The organism is Pseudomonas sp. 91RF (assembly GCF_003576265.1).
Taxonomy (GTDB): Bacteria; Pseudomonadota; Gammaproteobacteria; order Pseudomonadales; family Pseudomonadaceae; genus Aquipseudomonas; species Aquipseudomonas kribbensis.
In genome coordinates, this window is the sequence record NZ_QWFC01000047.1 from 284164 (window position 1) to 301366 (window position 17203).

The following is a 17203-nucleotide window of genomic DNA, read 5'->3' on the forward strand; positions in this document are numbered from 1 at the left end:
ATATCACTGCGGGTTGGCACGGGTGCTGGAAAGCAACGACTTCAGGTTGGCAGCCTTCGGCTTGACCAGCCAGAAACGACGCAAGTAGTCATCGAGGTTCTCGGCGAGTTCACGACCCCACTCGCTGTCGGTTTCCGCGACGTACTCGTTCAGCACGTTCTGCAGGTGGCTGCGATAGGCTTCCATCGCCTCGCCGCTGATCCGCTGGATTTCCACCAGTTCGTGGTTGACCCGGTCAACGAAGGTGTTGTCCTGGTCGAGCACGTAGGCGAAACCGCCGGTCATGCCAGAGCCGAAGTTGTAACCGGTCTTGCCAAGAACGCAGACGAAACCACCGGTCATGTACTCGCAGCAGTGATCGCCAGTGCCTTCCACAACCGTGTGGGCACCGGAGTTGCGCACGGCGAAACGCTCGCCTGCGGTGCCGGCGGCGAACAGCTTGCCGCCAGTGGCGCCGTACAGGCAGGTGTTGCCGATGATGGCGCTGTTCTGAGTCTGATAAGCGCTGCCCTTCGGCGGCACGATAACCAGTTTGCCGCCGGTCATGCCTTTGCCGACGTAGTCGTTGGCGTCGCCTTCCAGGTACAGGTTCAGACCGCCGGCGTTCCACACGCCGAAGCTCTGACCCGCCGTGCCCTTGAAGCGGAAGGTGACGGGCGCCTTGGCCATGCCCTGATTGCCGTGCTTGCGGGCGATTTCGCCGGAGATCCGCGCGCCGATCGAACGGTCGCAGTTGCAGATGTCCAGTTCGAACTCGGCACCGCTGAGGTCGTTGATCGCCGATGTCGCCATCTCGACCATTTTCTCGGCCAGCAGGCCCTGGTCGAATGGCGGGTTGCGCTCGACGCCACAGAATTGCGGCTTGTCCGCCGGGATGTGATCGCTGCCCAGCAGCGGGGTCAGATCCAGGTGATGCTGCTTGGCGGTCTGGCCTTCGAGGATTTCCAGCAGATCGGTGCGGCCGATCAGCTCTTCGAGGGAACGCACGCCGAGCTTGGCCAGCCACTCACGGGTTTCTTCGGCGACGTAGGTGAAGAAGTTCACCACCATGTCGACGGTGCCGATGTAGTGATCCTTGCGCAGCTTCTCGTTCTGAGTCGCGACGCCGGTGGCGCAGTTGTTCAGGTGGCAGATGCGCAGGTATTTGCAGCCCAGCGCGATCATCGGTGCAGTGCCGAAGCCGAAGCTTTCGGCGCCGAGGATGGCCGCCTTGATCACGTCGAGGCCGGTTTTCAGGCCGCCGTCGGTCTGCACCCGAACCTTGCCGCGCAGGTCGTTGCCGCGCAGGGTCTGGTGGGTTTCGGCCAGGCCGAGTTCCCACGGTGCACCGGCGTATTTGATCGAGGTCAGCGGCGAAGCACCGGTGCCACCGTCGTAGCCGGAGATGGTGATCAAGTCCGCATAGGCCTTGGCCACACCGGCGGCGATGGTGCCGACGCCCGCTTCAGCCACAAGCTTCACCGAAACCAGCGCCTTCGGGTTGACCTGTTTCAGGTCGAAGATCAACTGCGACAAGTCTTCGATCGAATAGATGTCGTGGTGCGGCGGTGGCGAAATCAGGGTCACGCCCGGCACTGCGTAACGCAGTTTGGCGATCAGCCCGTTCACTTTACCGCCCGGCAGTTGCCCGCCCTCGCCCGGCTTGGCGCCCTGGGCGACCTTGATCTGCAGCACTTCGGCGTTGACCAGGTATTCCGGGGTCACGCCGAAACGACCGGTCGCAACCTGCTTGATTTTCGAGCTCTTGATGGTGCCGTAGCGTGCCGGGTCTTCGCCGCCTTCGCCGGAGTTGGAACGCGCACCGAGGCGGTTCATGGCTTCGGCCAGGGCTTCGTGAGCTTCCGGCGACAGGGCGCCCAGCGAGATACCGGCGGAGTCGAAGCGCTTGAGCACCGATTCCAGCGGTTCGACTTCACTGATGTCCAGCGGCGTGTCGAGGGTCTTGACCTTGAACAGGTCACGGATCATCGACACCGGGCGGTTGTCCACCAGCGAGGTGTATTCCTTGAATTTGGCGTAGTCGCCCTGCTGCACAGCGGCTTGCAGGGTGTTGACCACGTCCGGGTTGTACGCGTGGTATTCGCCACCGTGGACGAACTTCAGCAGACCGCCCTGCTGGATCGGCTTGCGCGGACTCCAGGCTTCGGTGGCCAGTGCTTTCTGCTCGGCTTCGATGTCGACGAAACGCGCACCCTTGATGCGGCTCGGCACGCCACGGAAGCTCAGGTTGCAGACTTCTTCGGACAGACCGATGGCTTCGAACAGCTGAGCACCGCGATAGGACGCGATGGTCGAGATGCCCATCTTCGACAGGATCTTCAGCAGGCCTTTGGTGATGCCTTTGCGGTAGTTCTTGAACACCTCGTAGAGGTCGCCCAGGACTTCACCGGTACGGATCAGGTCGCCCAGCACTTCGTACGCGAGGAACGGATAGACCGCCGACGCACCGAAGCCGATCAGCACCGCGAAGTGATGCGGATCGCGGGCAGTCGCGGTTTCCACCAGAATGTTGGAGTCGCAGCGCAGGCCTTTTTCGGTCAGGCGATGGTGCACCGCACCGGTGGCCATCGAGGCGTGGATCGGCAGTTTGCCCGGCGCGATATGGCGGTCGCTCAGGACGATCTGGGTACGACCGGCACGCACGGCTTCTTCAGCCTGATCGGCGACGTTGCGGATCGCCGCTTCGAGGCCGACGCTTTCGTCGTAGTTGAGGTCGATGATCTGCCGCTCGAAACCCGGGCGGTCGAGGTTCATCAGCGAACGCCACTTGGCCGGGGAAATGACCGGCGAGCTGAGGATCACGCGCGACGCGTGTTCCGGCGATTCCTGGAAGATGTTGCGCTCGGCACCGAGGCAGATTTCCAGCGACATCACGATCGCTTCACGCAGCGGGTCGATCGGCGGGTTGGTCACCTGCGCGAACTGCTGGCGGAAATAGTCGTACGGCGTGCGCACGCGCTGGGACAGCACGGCCATCGGCGTGTCGTCGCCCATCGAGCCGACGGCTTCGTAGCCTTGTTCACCGAGCGGACGCAGTACCTGATCGCGCTCTTCGAACGTGACCTGATACATCTTCATGTATTGCTTGAGCTGATCGACGTCGTAGAAAGCCGAACCGTGATCGTTGTCTTCCATGGTCGCCTGGATGCGCAGAGCATTCTTGCGCAGCCATTGCTTGTACGGATGACGGGATTTCAGGCGGTTGTCGATCGCATCGGTGTCGAGGATCTGACCGGTTTCGGTGTCCACGGCGAGTATCTGGCCAGGACCGACACGGCCCTTGGCGATCACGTCCTGCGGCTGGTAGTTCCAGACGCCGATTTCCGAGGCGACGGTGATGAAACCGTTGGTGGTGGTGACCCAGCGCGCCGGGCGCAGACCGTTACGGTCGAGCAGGCACACCGCGTAGCGACCGTCGGTCATCACCACGCCGGCCGGGCCGTCCCACGGCTCCATGTGCATCGAGTTGTACTCGTAGAACGCACGCAGATCCGGGTCCATGGTTTCGACGTTCTGCCACGCTGGCGGAATGATCATCCGCACGCCACGGAACAGGTCGATGCCGCCGGTGACCATCAGTTCGAGCATGTTGTCCATGCTCGAAGAGTCGGAACCGACACGGTTCACCAGCGGACCGAGTTCTTCCAGATCCATCAGATCGTTGGTGAACTTGGTGCGACGGGCCTGGGCCCAGTTGCGGTTGCCGGTGATGGTGTTGATCTCGCCGTTGTGGGCGAGGAAGCGGAATGGCTGAGCCAGCGGCCATTTCGGCAGGGTGTTGGTGGAGAAGCGCTGGTGGAACACGCAGATCGCGGTTTGCAGGCGCTGATCACCCAGGTCCGGATAGAACGCGGCCAGGTCGGCCGGCATCATCAGGCCTTTATAGATGATGGTCTTGTGGGAAAAGCTGCAGATGTAGTGGTCGGTGTCGGCGGCGTTGGCCACGGACGAACGACGACGGGCACTGAACAACTTGACCGCCATGTCCTGATCGCTCAGGCCTTCGCCACCGATGTAGACCTGCTCGATCTGCGGCAGGCGCTCAAGGGCGAGGCGGCCGAGGACGCTGGTGTCGATCGGCACTTTGCGCCAGCCGATCAGTTGCAGGCCTTCGGCCAGGATCTCGCGGTTCATGTTCTCGCGAGCGGCTTCGGCCTTGGCCGGATCCTGGTTAAAGAAGACCATGCCCACGGCATATTGCTTGGGCAGCTCGACGCTGAAGGTTTCCTGGGCAATGGCGCGCAGGAAGGCGTCGGGTTTTTGAATCAGCAGACCGCAACCGTCACCGGTCTTGCCGTCGGCATTAATCCCACCGCGGTGGGTCATGCAGGTCAGGGCCTCGATGGCCGTTTGCAATAGGGTATGACTGGGTTCGCCCTGCATATGGGCTATCAGGCCGAAACCGCAGTTATCCTTGAATTCATCTGGTTGGTACAGACCTGCTTTCATAGACACTTTCTCACCAGGCTGCCTCTTTTCGAGGCAAATTTCTTTTCAATTCAACCACTTGCATCTCGCGCCGAACGTACGCCGGCTTTGCGGGGGCAAAAGGGTGGTCATTGTACACAGCGACACAGACGCTCACAAATTTGACGACGAAATGTCGCAAATCCATGTCGCATTTGTGAAAGGTTTAAAGCGATCTGCTGTGCTAGTCAAAACTTTTTTAATTCTGACCGCAACGACTCAAAGACTACTGTGACGCAGACACCACAAGGCACGCGGCCCGTAGGGGCGGCGCGCACTTGTAGAAATTTTGAGGTGCTTGGAGAGGCGGCCTGGGTAAGGCCGCCGAATCTTCAGCGAGTTGTTGCCAGTTCCTGTTGGACGCTGGCGACAGTGCGAGGCCAAGGTTTACCAGCCTGAACCTTCGCTGGCAAGGCCTTGATGGCAGAAACGGCCGCATCACGATTGGCAAAGCTGCCATAGGTGATCACGTAGAGCGGCTTGCCGTTGAGGACTTTCTTGAAATAGCGGTACTCGCCGCCCTGCTCCTTGACGAAGCTTTGCGCAGCGGCTTCGGAGCTTGTGCCGAGGATCTGCACCACGTAGTTGCCCGGGGCTTGACCGGCGTACCAGCTGCCACCGGCAGCCTTGGCGACGGTGACCGGCTTCTCGGCGGCTTTCTCGGCCGGTTTGGCCGCAGCGACAGGCTTGGCAGGCGCCGGGGCTGGCTTGGCGACTGGCGCAGCCGGAGCAGGCGCTGGCTTGGCCGTGGCAACCTGGGTCGGTGCCGGCGTCGGTTTGGCCGCTGGGACCGGAACCGGAGTCGGCGCAGGACCGGCAGGCACGCCGGCCGGTGGCGCGGTGGTGGTCACGGTCGGCGGTGTATTGCTCGAGCCTTCCAGCGGTACGCCGTCGTCACCTTCGGTGATCCCGCCGGCCGCTTCGGCCAACGGCTTGCGCATGACCGGTTGCGAATTGCCGACCAGCGGCAACGGCATCGGCTGGGTGTTACCGGCGAACTCCACGTTCGGCGCACCACCCTGGCCCAATGGCAACTGAGCCTGTTCATTGGCCGGCGCGCCGGTGGTCGGCGCCTTGTTGCGACCGGGCATCAGCCAGGCGGCAGCGACCGCCACCACGACGACGGCGGAAATCGCCAATACGTGTTTCTTCGGCATGTTGAACCCCATACTTGGACGCTTCACCGCAGAGCGGCTGGCAATCATGACTTCGATCAGTGCATCGCGGGCGACCTGGTTGATGTTACCGGGCCAACCCTCGGAGCTTTCGTGAATATCAGAGATCTGATCCGCGGTGAAAAGTTCGACACCACGGCCGGCGCCTTCGAGCCGCTGGTCGAGATACTCGCGGGTTTCTTCTTCGGTATACGGCTGCAATTCGATGACGTGGAAGCGCTCTTCTTCGAGGTGCAGTGCCTCGAGCTGAGCGATCAGCGACGACTCACCGAACAGGAACACATGCGGACGGCCTTCCGGTGCACCGGCACCCAAAGCCATCAGGGCTTCGAGGGCGGATTCGTCGAGCTGCTCGGCGTCATCCACCAGCAGATAGACTTCCTGGCCGGTCAGCGCCAGTTGCACCACCTGATCGAGGATCGCCCCGACTTCGGCCTGGGCCACATTCAGCGCCTGAGCGACCTGACGCAGCACGCCGGCTGCATCGCCGGCGCCACGGGCCGAAACGACAACACTCTGAACCGACTGCTTGTTGGTGCTCGCCACCAACGCCTGGCGCAGCAAAGTCTTGCCGCTGCCCTGAGGGCCGGTGACCACCAGCAGCAACTGGCTGTAACGCGCCAGGTGATGCAGTTGACCCAGCACCGGTTTGCGCTGGGCCGGGAAGAATTTGAAGCCCGGGACCCGTGGAGCGAAAGGGTCATGACTTAACTGGAAATGGCCGAGGAACGCCTCGTCGGCATGCAAACTAGTCATCGGAATCTTATTAACCTTTAAGCTGAGCCAGAGCGCGGTAATCCGCTCCCAGCGTGGCCTGTAGAACCTCTTTCGGATAATCGTCGGTCACTACCGCTTCGCCCATCCGGCGCAGCAGCACCAGGCGCAGACGACCGTCGATCACTTTTTTGTCAATTGCCATGTGTTCGAGAAAATCGGCTTCGGTCATCTCTTCCGGCGGAACCACCGGCAAGCCGGCACGCTGGAACAGACGAATGCCGCGATCACGCTCCTGCTCGCTGATCCAGCCGAGGCGCGCGGACATTTCCATCGCCATTACCGTGCCAGCAGCGACCGCTTCACCGTGCAACCAGACACCATAGCCCATGTGGGTTTCGATGGCGTGGCCGAAGGTGTGGCCGAGATTGAGCGTGGCGCGTACACCGGTTTCCTTCTCATCGGCGCCGACCACCGCCGCCTTGGCGGCGCAGGAGCGCTCGATGGCATAGGTCAGGGCTTTCTGGTCCAGCGCACGCAGGGCATCGACGTTGTCTTCGAGCCAGGTCAGGAACGGCTCGTCGCAGATCAGGCCGTACTTGATGACTTCCGCCAGGCCTGCGGACAGCTCGCGCGCTGGCAGGGTTTTCAGGGACGCCGTATCGATCAGCACCACGTTCGGCTGATAGAAGGCGCCGACCATGTTCTTGCCCAACGGATGGTTGATGCCAGTCTTGCCGCCCACCGACGAATCGACCTGGGACAGCAACGTGGTAGGAATCTGGATGAAATCGACGCCACGCTGGTAGCAGGCGGCTGCAAAACCGGCCATGTCGCCGATCACACCGCCACCGAGGGCGATCACCGTGGTGCGACGGTCATGACGGGCGGTCAGCAGGCCGTCGAAGATCAGTTGCAGGGTTTCCCAGTTCTTGAAGGCTTCGCCGTCCGGCAGCACCACGGAAACCACCGAGAACTGCGACAGACTGCGGGTCAGACGCTCGAGATAGAGCGGCGCAACGGTCTCGTTGGAGATGATTGCCACTTGCCGCCCATGGATGTGCGGAGCCAGCAATTCAGGCTGATCCAACAGTCCTTCGCCAATATGAATCGGGTAGCTGCGCTCGCCTAGATCGACCTTGAGTGTCTGCATGTGTCCCCACAGTGAAGATGGAAGCAGGCGTCCTGCCTTGAATTATCGGATGTCCCCGGTCTTGAGAGGTGTGACGCCGCTTGCGTGCGATCCGCCACAACCCTCGACAGGACGCCGAGGATAGCGCATTTCGGGCGGCGCTTTAACGGGGTGGAAGTTGCGCCAGACGGTCAAGAATGTCGAGCACCACCATGCGTGGCGGCCGCTCGTCGGTTTCCACCACCAGATCGGCAATTTCCCGATAAAGCGGATCGCGGATCGCCAGCAGGTCGCGCAGGGTTTTCTCGGGATTGGCCGTGCGCAGCAGCGGGCGATTGCGGTCGCGGGAGGTGCGGCCGACCTGCTGTTCGACGGAGGCGTGCAGATACACCACCCGCCCGCCCTCGTGCAGGGCCTTGCGGTTGGCATCGCGCATCACCGCGCCGCCGCCCGTCGCCAGCACCACGCCGTCGAACGCGCACAGCTCGGCGATCATCGCCTGCTCACGATCACGAAAACCGGGCTCGCCTTCCTTGTCGAAGATCCACGGGATATTGGCGCCCGTACGCAGTTCAATTTCCTTGTCGGAATCCTTGAACGGCAGGCGCAGCTCTTTGGCCAGTAATCGGCCGATGGTGCTTTTTCCAGCCCCCATCGGTCCTACAAGAATCAAATTTCGCACAGAATCAACGACTCACAGCAATCGCCTGGTTATTCATGATACGCGGAGTGAGGAATACCAACAGCTCGGATTTTTTCTCCGAAACCACATCACGCCGGAAAAGGCGGCCAAGATACGGTACATCGCCAAGAAATGGCACCTTATCTACGACCTTGCTTTGAGTATTTGAGAAAACCCCGCCAATCACGATGGTCTCGCCGTCGTTTACCAGCACCTTGGCGTTGACCTCGTTTTTCTTGATCGGCGGCACGTCCTGCACTTTGTTCAGGTAGTCCGGTTCGTCCTTGGTGACCTTGACCTCCATGATGATGCGATTGTCCGGGGTGATTTGCGGCGTGACCTCCAGCGACAGCGAGGCCTCCTTGAACGACACCGACGTAGCGCCGCTGGAGCTGGCTTCCTGATACGGAATCTCGGTGCCCTTGAGGATTTTCGCGGTCTCCTTGTCGGAGGTGACCACCTTGGGTTGCGAAACGATTTCGCCGTTGCCGGTCTTCTCCATCGCCGTCAGCTCAAGGTCGAGCAAGACGTTGTCGGTGATGAACGCGATACCGATCCCGGACGTATTGTTGACCGTGCCCATGTCGACGAACGGCGAGTTGGTACTGGTGCTGCCCGGCGTGCCGATGGTGGTCGACGAACCATTGCTGACCCCGGAAGTGTTCCAGTTGCCCTTGTTCTGGATCGACCCGCCCCAGCGCACACCCAGGCTCTTGTCGTAATCGACGTTGGCCTCGACGATCCGCGCCTCGATCATCACCTGACGCACCGGGATATCCAGCTGCGCCACGATCCGCCGCAGCTCGTCGAGGCGATCCTGGGTCTGGTAGGCGATGATGTTGTTGGTGCGCTCATCGACGGTGATCGAGCCGCGTTCATCGACCTTGGCCTCGGCGCTGGTGACCGACTGGAACAGCTTGGCAATGTCTGCCGCCTTGGCGTAGTTCACTTGCAGCAGTTCACGACGCAGTGGCGCCAGCTCGGCGATCTGCTTCTGCGACTCCAGTTCCTGCCGTTCGCGGGCGGCGATTTCATCCGCCGGCGCCACCAGCAACACGTTGCCGACCTTGCGCTTGTCCAGACCTTTGGTCTTGAGCACCAGATCCAGTGCCTGATCCCACGGTACGTTCTGCAGGCGCAAAGTGATCCCGCCCTGCACCGTGTCGCTGGCGACCAGATTGAGGTTGGTGAAGTCCGCGATCAGTTGCAGCACCGAGCGCACGTCGATGTCCTGGAAATTCAACGAAAGCTTTTCACCGCTGTAGCTGTTGCGGTCGGCGTTGCGCTTTTGCAGGTCGTCGATGGTCAACGGACGGATGCTCACCGTCAGTTTGTTGTCGGTCTGGTAGGTGGAATAGTCGAACGTACCGCCGGGCTCGACGGTGATGGTCGCCCGATCCCCGCTCACGCCAGCATTGACGAACTGCACCGGGGTGGCGAAATCCTTGACGTCGAGACGCACCCGCAACGGCTCGGGCAACTGGGTGCGGGCGAAATTGAGGATGATCTTGCCGTCGTGCTCCTGAATGTCCGGCGCGATGGTCGGGTCTGACAGATCGATGACCACATTGCCCTCACCCGCCGTGCCGCGCTGGAAGTCAACGCCACGGATGGCCCTGGCGACGGGTGCGTAAGTCCGCGCCGGCGCTGCCACTGGCGTGGCACGTGGTGTCTTCGCGGCAGGTCGCTGCGCGGAGGCCTTGGTGCCCTGCCCGACCACCACGAACAGCGTGTTGCCCTCGACCCGGGCGTCATACGGCGCCAGTTGCGTGAGGTTGATGATCAACCGGGTACGGTCATTGGCCTCGACCACCGTGGCAGAGCGCGCATTGCCGCTACCGAGGTCGCGGGTCTTGGTCGCGAGCTGGCTGGCCACTCCCGGCAGGTCGAGGGCGATCCGCGCCGGCGAATCGGTGGTGTAACCCTTGGGCTGCGGCGGCGGGCCGTCGAACGCCAGTTTCAGCTCGACGCGATCACCCGGCAGCGCGGCCACGTCCAGCGTCTTCAGGTTGGCCGCGTGAACCATCGGTGAAAGCAGCGCTATCCATAGCGAAAAACCGAGGGTGGAGAAAATCCTGTTCATTGTTCGACTTCCACTATGAGTGCTCTTTCAAAGGAATGGTGCGCGGCCGCTCCAGCCAGGCGCCTTCGCCATCGGGAACGATTTCGACCACATCGACCTGGGAGGCGCTGATCGCGACGATGCGTCCGTCGTTGCGCCCCAGGTAATCGCCGACTTTAAGCCGATGCACCCCGCCCGCCCCGCGCAGCAGCGCAAACGAACCGGAGGCATTGGAAATCGTGCCGACCATCTCGAACTGCTCGATGTTGAAACCTTCGAGGTATTGCTTGACCCGGTTCGGGTCCGGCTTGACGTTGCGCGAGCCGTGCTGCTGCCCGGCCAGATCGACCCGTACCTGACGCGAGAACGGACTGCGCAGGTTCGCGGCGCTGTAGGTGAATGTCGGGTAGGAGCGAAAGGTCGGCGTTGGCTCGATCTTGCCCGGCGGCCGCAGACGCACTTCGTTCATGTAGGCGTCGAGATCGCTGAAGTCGTTGCCGCCGCAACCGCTCAGCCCCAGCATCAATGCCGACAACAGAAGAAAACGGATCGGGCTCATTTTTGCAGCCCCTTGTCGTTGTAGCGGTACGTCTTGGCGAGGATGCTCATGCGCAACTTGGTCCCGCCTTCCGGGTTGGCCGGCGCCAGCTCGAAGTCATGCAGCGTGACGATCCGCGGCAACCCGGCCACGCCGCTGACGAAGGTGGCGAGGTCGTGATAGGCGCCCGTGACGGTGATCTGGATCGGCAATTCTATGTAGAACTGTTGCGTCACCTCCGGCAACAGCTTGATCTCTTCGAACTCAAGACCGCTGCCCAGACCGGTGCGCGTGATGTCCTCCAGCAATCCCGGCACTTCGGTGTCGCTGGGCAATTGCCGCAACAGTACACCGAACGAGTTCTCCATCTCCTTCATCTGCTGGGTGTACAGCTCCAGATTGGCCGCCATGCGCGCCTTGCTGGAGAACTGCTCCTTGAGCGTGGCTTCTTCCGTGCGTTTGGTTTCGAGCTCGCTTTCCATGTCACTGACGAAAAAGTTGTAGCCCAGGGCCAGCACCAGAATCATCAGCAACGCCCCGGCCAGGCCTTTCACGGCCGGCGGCCAGGAGCCGATGTTGCTGGTATCCAGATCGTTGAAGTCGATATTGCGCAGGCTGGCCAGCCATTCGGACGGTTTCATTGGTCGTCCTCCAGGCTTTTCGGCCGGGTCTGATGAACAGTCAACTGAAACACGTTGGCCTGATCCAGTTGCCCCGCCGTGGTTGCCTTGACCTCGTTCAGGGTCGGCGCGTCGAACCAGTCGGACGCCTCAAGATTGCGCATCAGGTCGGAGACCCGGTTGTTCGATTCCGCCGCACCGCTGATCGACAGGGTCTTGCCGACCATCTTCACGCTGGTGAAATAGACGCCGTCGGGCAGCGTGCGTGCCAGTTGATCGAAGATCCGCCCGCTGACCTGCCGGTTGCCTTGCAGATCCTGGATGATGCGCATGCGCTCCACCAGTTGCTGGCGCCGCGCCTTGAGTTCGCTGATCTGCTTGATCCGCTCATCGACCACGGCGATCTGCTTGCCGATGTAATCGTTACGCGCCTGCTGATGCTCGATGGCCATGCTGAATATCTGATCGGCAATGAACACCGCGCCGACCGAACCGACCACCACGCCGGTCAGGGTCAGCAGAAACCGTTTGCGCCGCTCTTCGCGGCGCTCCTCGCGCCAGGGGAGAAGGTTGATCCGCGCCATCAGTCAAAACTCCTGAGCGCGAGCCCGCAGGCAATCATCAGGGCCGGCGCATCACTGGCCAGCGCCCCGGCGTTGACCTTGCTGCTCAAGGCCATGTCGGAAAACGGATTGGCGACCTGGGTCGGGGTGCCGAGTCGCTCTTCGATCAGCCGGTCCAGGCCGGGCACTGACGCCGTGCCGCCGGCCAGCAGAATGTGATCGACTGCGTTGTACTGGCCGGAAGCAAAGAAGAACTGCAGGGAACGCGACACCTGTTGCACCAGCGCCTCGCGAAACGGCTGCAGGACCTCGCCGACATAATCGTCCGGCAGACCGCCCTGTTTCTTGGCCAGCCCGGCCTGCTCGAGGGTCAGGCCATAGCGGCGCTGGATTTCCTCGGTCAGCTGGCGCCCGCCGAACAGTTGCTCCCGGGTGTAGATGATCCGCCCGTTGTGCAGGACGCTGAGGGTGGTCATGGTCGCGCCGATGTCGACCACCGCAACGGTCAGGCGCTCCTGCGAGGCCGCCAGTTGCGTGGCCAGCAGGCCGAACGAGCGCTCCAGCGCATAGGCCTCGACATCCACCACCCGCGCCGTCAGGCCGGCAAGGGCCAGCGCCGCCTCACGGACTTCGACGTTTTCCTTGCGGCAGGCCGCCAGCAGCACGTTGACCCGCTCGGGGTTGCGCGGCGAAACGCCCTGGACCTCGAAGTCGATGGCGACCTCGTCCAGCGGGTAAGGGATGTATTGGTCGGCTTCGATCTTGAGCTGGTTTTCCAGCTCGTCGTCGGACAGCCCGGCGTCCATTTCGATGAGCTTGGTGATCACCGCCGAGCCGGCCACCGCCACCGCCACGCTCTTGAGCCCGGTGCGCGCCTTGACCAGCACCCGGGACAGGGCATGCCCGACGCCTTCGAGTTCGGCGATGTTCTTCTCGACCACGGCGTTGGCCGGCAACGGCTCCACCGCGTACGCCTCGACCCGGTAGCGCTCGCCCTGACGGCTCAGCTCCAGCAGCTTCACCGAAGTGGAGCTGATATCGATCCCCAGCAACGTATTGGTCTTTTTATTGAAGAGTCCTAGCACTACCAATTCCCTATGACTTTCCGTGAGTTACGGACTCTGTAATGCGCATTGCGTTCCCTCGCCCCGTCTTGACAGAAGCGCAAATGACGCCCCCAGCGGAAAAGTGCTTATAATGCCCAGCGATTTTTTCCGCTTTTTACTGCCGGCGCGGGCCGTTCTGTGTGTTCCCGGAACCCTGTCGCCCAATTCATTCTTTGCCCTGGATGTCCAAAAGCCTTGATTCGTCTGCTGAAATTCTTCGGTTGGTCCATCGTCGCCGTTTTCTGCGGACTGCTTTTAGTTCTCAGCGGCGCGTTTCTTTACCTTAGTCCGGGTTTGCCATCTGTGGAGGCGCTGAGAAGCATTCAGTTGCAGATTCCGCTCCGGGTGTACAGCAGCGACAACAAGTTGATCGCAGAATTTGGCGAAATGCGCCGTACTCCGATCCGTTTCGCCGATATTCCCCCCAATTTCATCAATGCGTTACTAAGTGCTGAAGACGACAACTTCGCCAATCACTATGGCGTCGATCCGAGCAGCCTGATGCGTGCCGCGACCCAACTGGTCAAGAGCGGGCACATCCAGTCCGGCGGCAGCACCATCACCATGCAGGTGGCGAAGAACTTCTTCCTGACCAGCGAACGCAGCTTCTCGCGCAAGACCACGGAAATCCTCCTGGCCCTGCAGATCGAGCGTCAGCTGACCAAGGACGAGATCCTTGAGCTGTACGTGAACAAGATTTATCTGGGCAACCGCGCCTACGGCATCGAGGCGGCGGCGCAGGTGTATTACGGCAAGTCGATCCGCGAGGTCAGCCTGGCGCAGATGGCGATGATCGCCGGCCTGCCGAAGGCCCCGTCGCGCTTCAACCCGCTGGCCAACCCGGCGCGCAGCAAGGAGCGTCGCGACTGGATCCTCGGGCGCATGTACAAGCTCGGCAAGATCACCGAAGCCGACTACACCGCTGCCATCAACGAGCCGCTGAACGCCAGCTACCACGTGCCGACCCCGGAAGTGAACGCGCCGTACATCGCCGAGATGGCCCGCGCCGAAATGGTCGGCCGCTATGGCAGCGACGCCTATACCGAAGGTTTCCGCGTCACCACCACGGTGCCGAGCAACCTGCAGGAAATGGCCAACACCGCGCTGCACGAAGGCCTGATGACCTACGACCAGCGTCACGGTTACCGTGGTCCTGAATCACGCCTGCCGGGCAAGACCCGCGAAGCCTGGGCCGTCGAGCTGACCAAGCAACGCACCATCAGCAGCCTCGAACCGGCCATCGTCACCCAGGTCGACAAGAATGGCCTGCAAGTGCTGACCCGTACCGGTGAAGAGCATGTGGCGTGGGACACCATGAAATGGGCCCGTCCGTTCCTCAATACCAACAGCATGGGCGCCGCGCCGCGTCAGCCATCGGATGTCGCGCAGGTCGGAGATCTGGTGCGCGTACAGCGCCAGCCGAACAATTCGCTGAAGTTCAGCCAGATTCCGCAGGCCCAGGGCGCGCTGGTGTCGCTGGATCCGCAGAACGGCGCAATCCGTTCGCTGGTCGGCGGCTTCGCCTTCGAGCAGAGCAACTACAACCGTGCCATGCAGGCCAAGCGTCAGCCGGGTTCGAGCTTCAAGCCATTCGTCTACAGTGCCGCGCTGGATAACGGCTACACCGCCGCCACGCTGGTCAACGACGCGCCGATCGTGTTCGTCGACGAGTACCTGGACAAGGTCTGGCGTCCGAAGAACGACACCAACACCTTCCTCGGCCCGATCCGCCTGCGCGAAGCGCTGTACAAGTCGCGCAACCTGGTTTCGATCCGCCTGCTGCAGGCGATGGGCGTAGGCAAGACCATCGACTACATCACCCGCTTCGGCTTCAACAAGCAGGACCTGCCGCCAAATCTGTCCCTGGCGCTGGGCACCGCGACCCTGACCCCGATGGAAATCGCCACCGGCTGGAGCACTTTCGCCAACGGTGGTTACAAGATCACCCCGTACATCATCGACAAGATCGAAAGCCGCAATGGCGACACGCTGTTCGTCGCCAACCCGCCGACCGTGCCACAAGGCGGCGCAGCCACCGACGGCATCGCGGCACCGGCGACCCAACCGATCACCGTCGACGCGGCACCGGTTCCGGGTGAAGCACCGGGCAGCGCCGCAATGCCACAGGCTCCGGCAGTCGCCGAGCGCATCGTCGATGGCCGCACCACCTACATCCTCAACAGCATGTTGCAGGACGTGATCAAGCTCGGCACCGGTCGTCGCGCACTGGCCATGGGCCGCAGCGATATCGCGGGCAAAACCGGTACCACCAACGAATCCAAGGATGCGTGGTTCTCCGGTTACAACGCCGATTACGTGACCACGGTCTGGACCGGTTTCGACCAGCCTGAAAGCCTCGGTCGCCGGGAGTTCGGCGGCACCGTGGCGCTGCCGATCTGGATGAACTACATGAGCGCCGCGCTCAAGGACAAGCCGCCGCATGTACAGGCCGAGCCGGAAGGCATCCTCAGCCTGCGGGTAGACCCGGTCAGTGGCCGCGCGGCTTCGCCGAGCACACCAGGCGCCTACTTCGAACTGTTCAAGGCCGAAGACACGCCACCGTCGGTCAACGAGATCGGCAACGGCACCGCGCCGGGCAGCCCGCTGCCGGCGGATGAACAGGCGCCGATCGATTTGTTCTGATCCTGACCTGCCAAAAAGCCCCGCCTTCGTGAGAAGTGCGGGGCTTTTTATTGCCTTCAGAATTGTGGTGGATGAACCGGCCAGACTCGATACAAAACCCTCAGGCACAAAAAAAACCCCGACTCTCACGAGCCGGGGCTTTCGCTTGAAGCGCTACAACGACTTAGCCGTTGAACACATCATCCACGCTTTTCAGCGGGTAGTTCTTCGGATACGGCAGGGTCGCTACGCCGGTCTCGATCGCAGCCTTGGCCACGGCGTCGGATATCACGGTGATCAGGCGCTTGTCCATTGGCTTCGGAATGATGTACTCACGACCGAATTCCAGGGAGATACCGCCGTAGGCGTCGCAGACTTCCTGAGGAACCGGCAGCTTGGCCAGTTCGCGCAGGGCGTTGGCGGCAGCGATCTTCATTTCTTCGTTGATGCGCTTGGCGCGAACGTCCAGGGCACCGCGGAAGATGAACGGGAAGCCCAGCACGTTGTTGACCTGGTTCGGGTAGTCCGAACGGCCGGTGGCCATGATCACGTCGTTGCGGGTGGCGTGCGCCAGTTCCGGAGAGATTTCCGGATCCGGGTTGGAGCAGGCGAAGACGATCGGGTTGGCCGCCATGCGCTTGAGTTGCTCGGCGCTCAGCAGGTTCGGGCCCGACAGGCCGACGAATACGTCAGCGCCTTCGATGGCGTCGTCCAGGGTGCGCTTCTCGGTAGCGTGAGCGAACACAGCCTTGTACTGGTTCAGGTCGTCACGGCCAGCATGGATCACGCCGGTACGGTCGATCATGAAGATGTTCTCGACCTTGGCGCCCATGCTCACCAGCAGCTTCATGCAGGAGATGGCGGCAGCGCCGGCGCCCAGGCAGACGATCTTGGCTTCGCCGAGGGTTTTGCCAGCGATTTCCAGGGCGTTGATCATGCCCGCAGCGGTCACGATCGCGGTGCCGTGCTGGTCATCGTGGAATACCGGAATGTCGCACTGCTCGATCAGAGCGCGTTCGATCTCAAAGCACTCAGGCGCCTTGATGTCTTCCAGGTTGATGCCACCGAAGGTGATGGAAATGCGTTTTACGGTGTCGATGAAGGCTTGCGGGCTTTCGGAGTCGACTTCGATGTCGAAGACGTCGATACCGGCGAAGCGCTTGAACAGCACGCCTTTACCTTCCATCACTGGCTTGGAAGCCAGTGGGCCGAGGTTACCCAGGCCCAGAATCGCGGTGCCATCGGAAATGACTGCAACCAGGTTGCCCTTGCCGGTGTACTTGTAGGCCAGTTCAGGATCGCGGGCGATCTCGCGCACTGGTTCAGCTACGCCGGGGCTGTAGGCCAGCGACAGGTCGCGGGCGGTAGCAGTGGCCTTGGTGAGCTCGACACTCAGCTTTCCTGGACGAGGATTGGCGTGATATTCGAGAGCGGCAGTTTTCAGATCAGACATTTTGGCATTCCGCTTTTTACTGTTGGACAGACTGGTCAGCGAGGATACGCGCCTCGCAAAGTCCCCACA

11 protein-coding genes are annotated in these 17203 nt (G+C 61.8%); 1 reads left to right on the plus strand and 10 read right to left on the minus strand.

Annotation, left to right across the window (positions count from 1 at the left end):
• Window positions 1-3 precede the first annotated feature (3 nt).
• The 9 genes from gltB to DXT77_RS24620 form a co-directional block, all read right to left on the minus strand.
• The gene (gltB, locus tag DXT77_RS24575; RefSeq protein WP_119429529.1) at window positions 4-4449 is read right to left on the minus strand and encodes a glutamate synthase large subunit; all 4446 of its coding nucleotides are present in this window, start codon (window positions 4447-4449) and stop codon (window positions 4-6) included.
• 350 nt (window positions 4450-4799) lie between these two features.
• On the minus strand, window positions 4800-6398 hold the full coding sequence (locus tag DXT77_RS24585) for an AAA family ATPase (protein WP_114881134.1): 1599 nt from the start codon (window positions 6396-6398) through the stop codon (window positions 4800-4802).
• Between the two features lie 10 nt (window positions 6399-6408).
• Window positions 6409-7509, minus strand: coding sequence for a 3-dehydroquinate synthase (aroB, locus tag DXT77_RS24590; RefSeq protein WP_119429530.1), 1101 nt, complete (start codon window positions 7507-7509; stop codon window positions 6409-6411).
• 142 nt (window positions 7510-7651) lie between these two features.
• Window positions 7652-8170 (minus strand): shikimate kinase AroK, encoded by a 519-nt coding sequence (gene aroK / locus DXT77_RS24595; protein WP_011332081.1) that lies wholly within the window; start codon window positions 8168-8170, stop codon window positions 7652-7654.
• Between the two features lie 4 nt (window positions 8171-8174).
• Window positions 8175-10253: a type IV pilus secretin PilQ gene (gene pilQ / locus DXT77_RS24600; protein ID WP_119429531.1), complete on the minus strand. Its 2079-nt coding sequence runs from the start codon at window positions 10251-10253 to the stop codon at window positions 8175-8177.
• 13 nt (window positions 10254-10266) lie between these two features.
• Window positions 10267-10791, minus strand: a complete 525-nt coding sequence (locus DXT77_RS24605) for a pilus assembly protein PilP (RefSeq protein WP_119429532.1) — start codon at window positions 10789-10791, stop codon at window positions 10267-10269.
• Window positions 10788-11411, minus strand: coding sequence for a type 4a pilus biogenesis protein PilO (pilO, locus tag DXT77_RS24610; protein ID WP_119429533.1), 624 nt, complete (start codon window positions 11409-11411; stop codon window positions 10788-10790). The genes DXT77_RS24605 and pilO overlap by 4 nt, the downstream gene beginning before the upstream one ends.
• Complete coding sequence (locus DXT77_RS24615) at window positions 11408-11974, minus strand: PilN domain-containing protein (protein ID WP_119429534.1); 567 nt, start codon at window positions 11972-11974, stop codon at window positions 11408-11410. The genes pilO and DXT77_RS24615 overlap by 4 nt, the downstream gene beginning before the upstream one ends.
• Entirely contained in the window at window positions 11974-13038 is a 1065-nt protein-coding gene (locus tag DXT77_RS24620) for a pilus assembly protein PilM (protein ID WP_119429535.1), read from the minus strand. The genes DXT77_RS24615 and DXT77_RS24620 overlap by 1 nt, the downstream gene beginning before the upstream one ends.
• A gap of 216 nt (window positions 13039-13254) precedes the next feature.
• Between DXT77_RS24620 and DXT77_RS24625 the strand changes: the two genes are divergently transcribed.
• Window positions 13255-15702 (plus strand): penicillin-binding protein 1A, encoded by a 2448-nt coding sequence (locus DXT77_RS24625; RefSeq protein WP_119429536.1) that lies wholly within the window; start codon window positions 13255-13257, stop codon window positions 15700-15702.
• Between the two features lie 163 nt (window positions 15703-15865).
• Here the strand turns inward: DXT77_RS24625 and DXT77_RS24630 are convergent, their stop codons facing one another.
• Window positions 15866-17134 (minus strand): malic enzyme-like NAD(P)-binding protein, encoded by a 1269-nt coding sequence (locus DXT77_RS24630; RefSeq protein WP_085711053.1) that lies wholly within the window; start codon window positions 17132-17134, stop codon window positions 15866-15868.
• Between the last annotated feature and the right edge of the window lie 69 nt (window positions 17135-17203).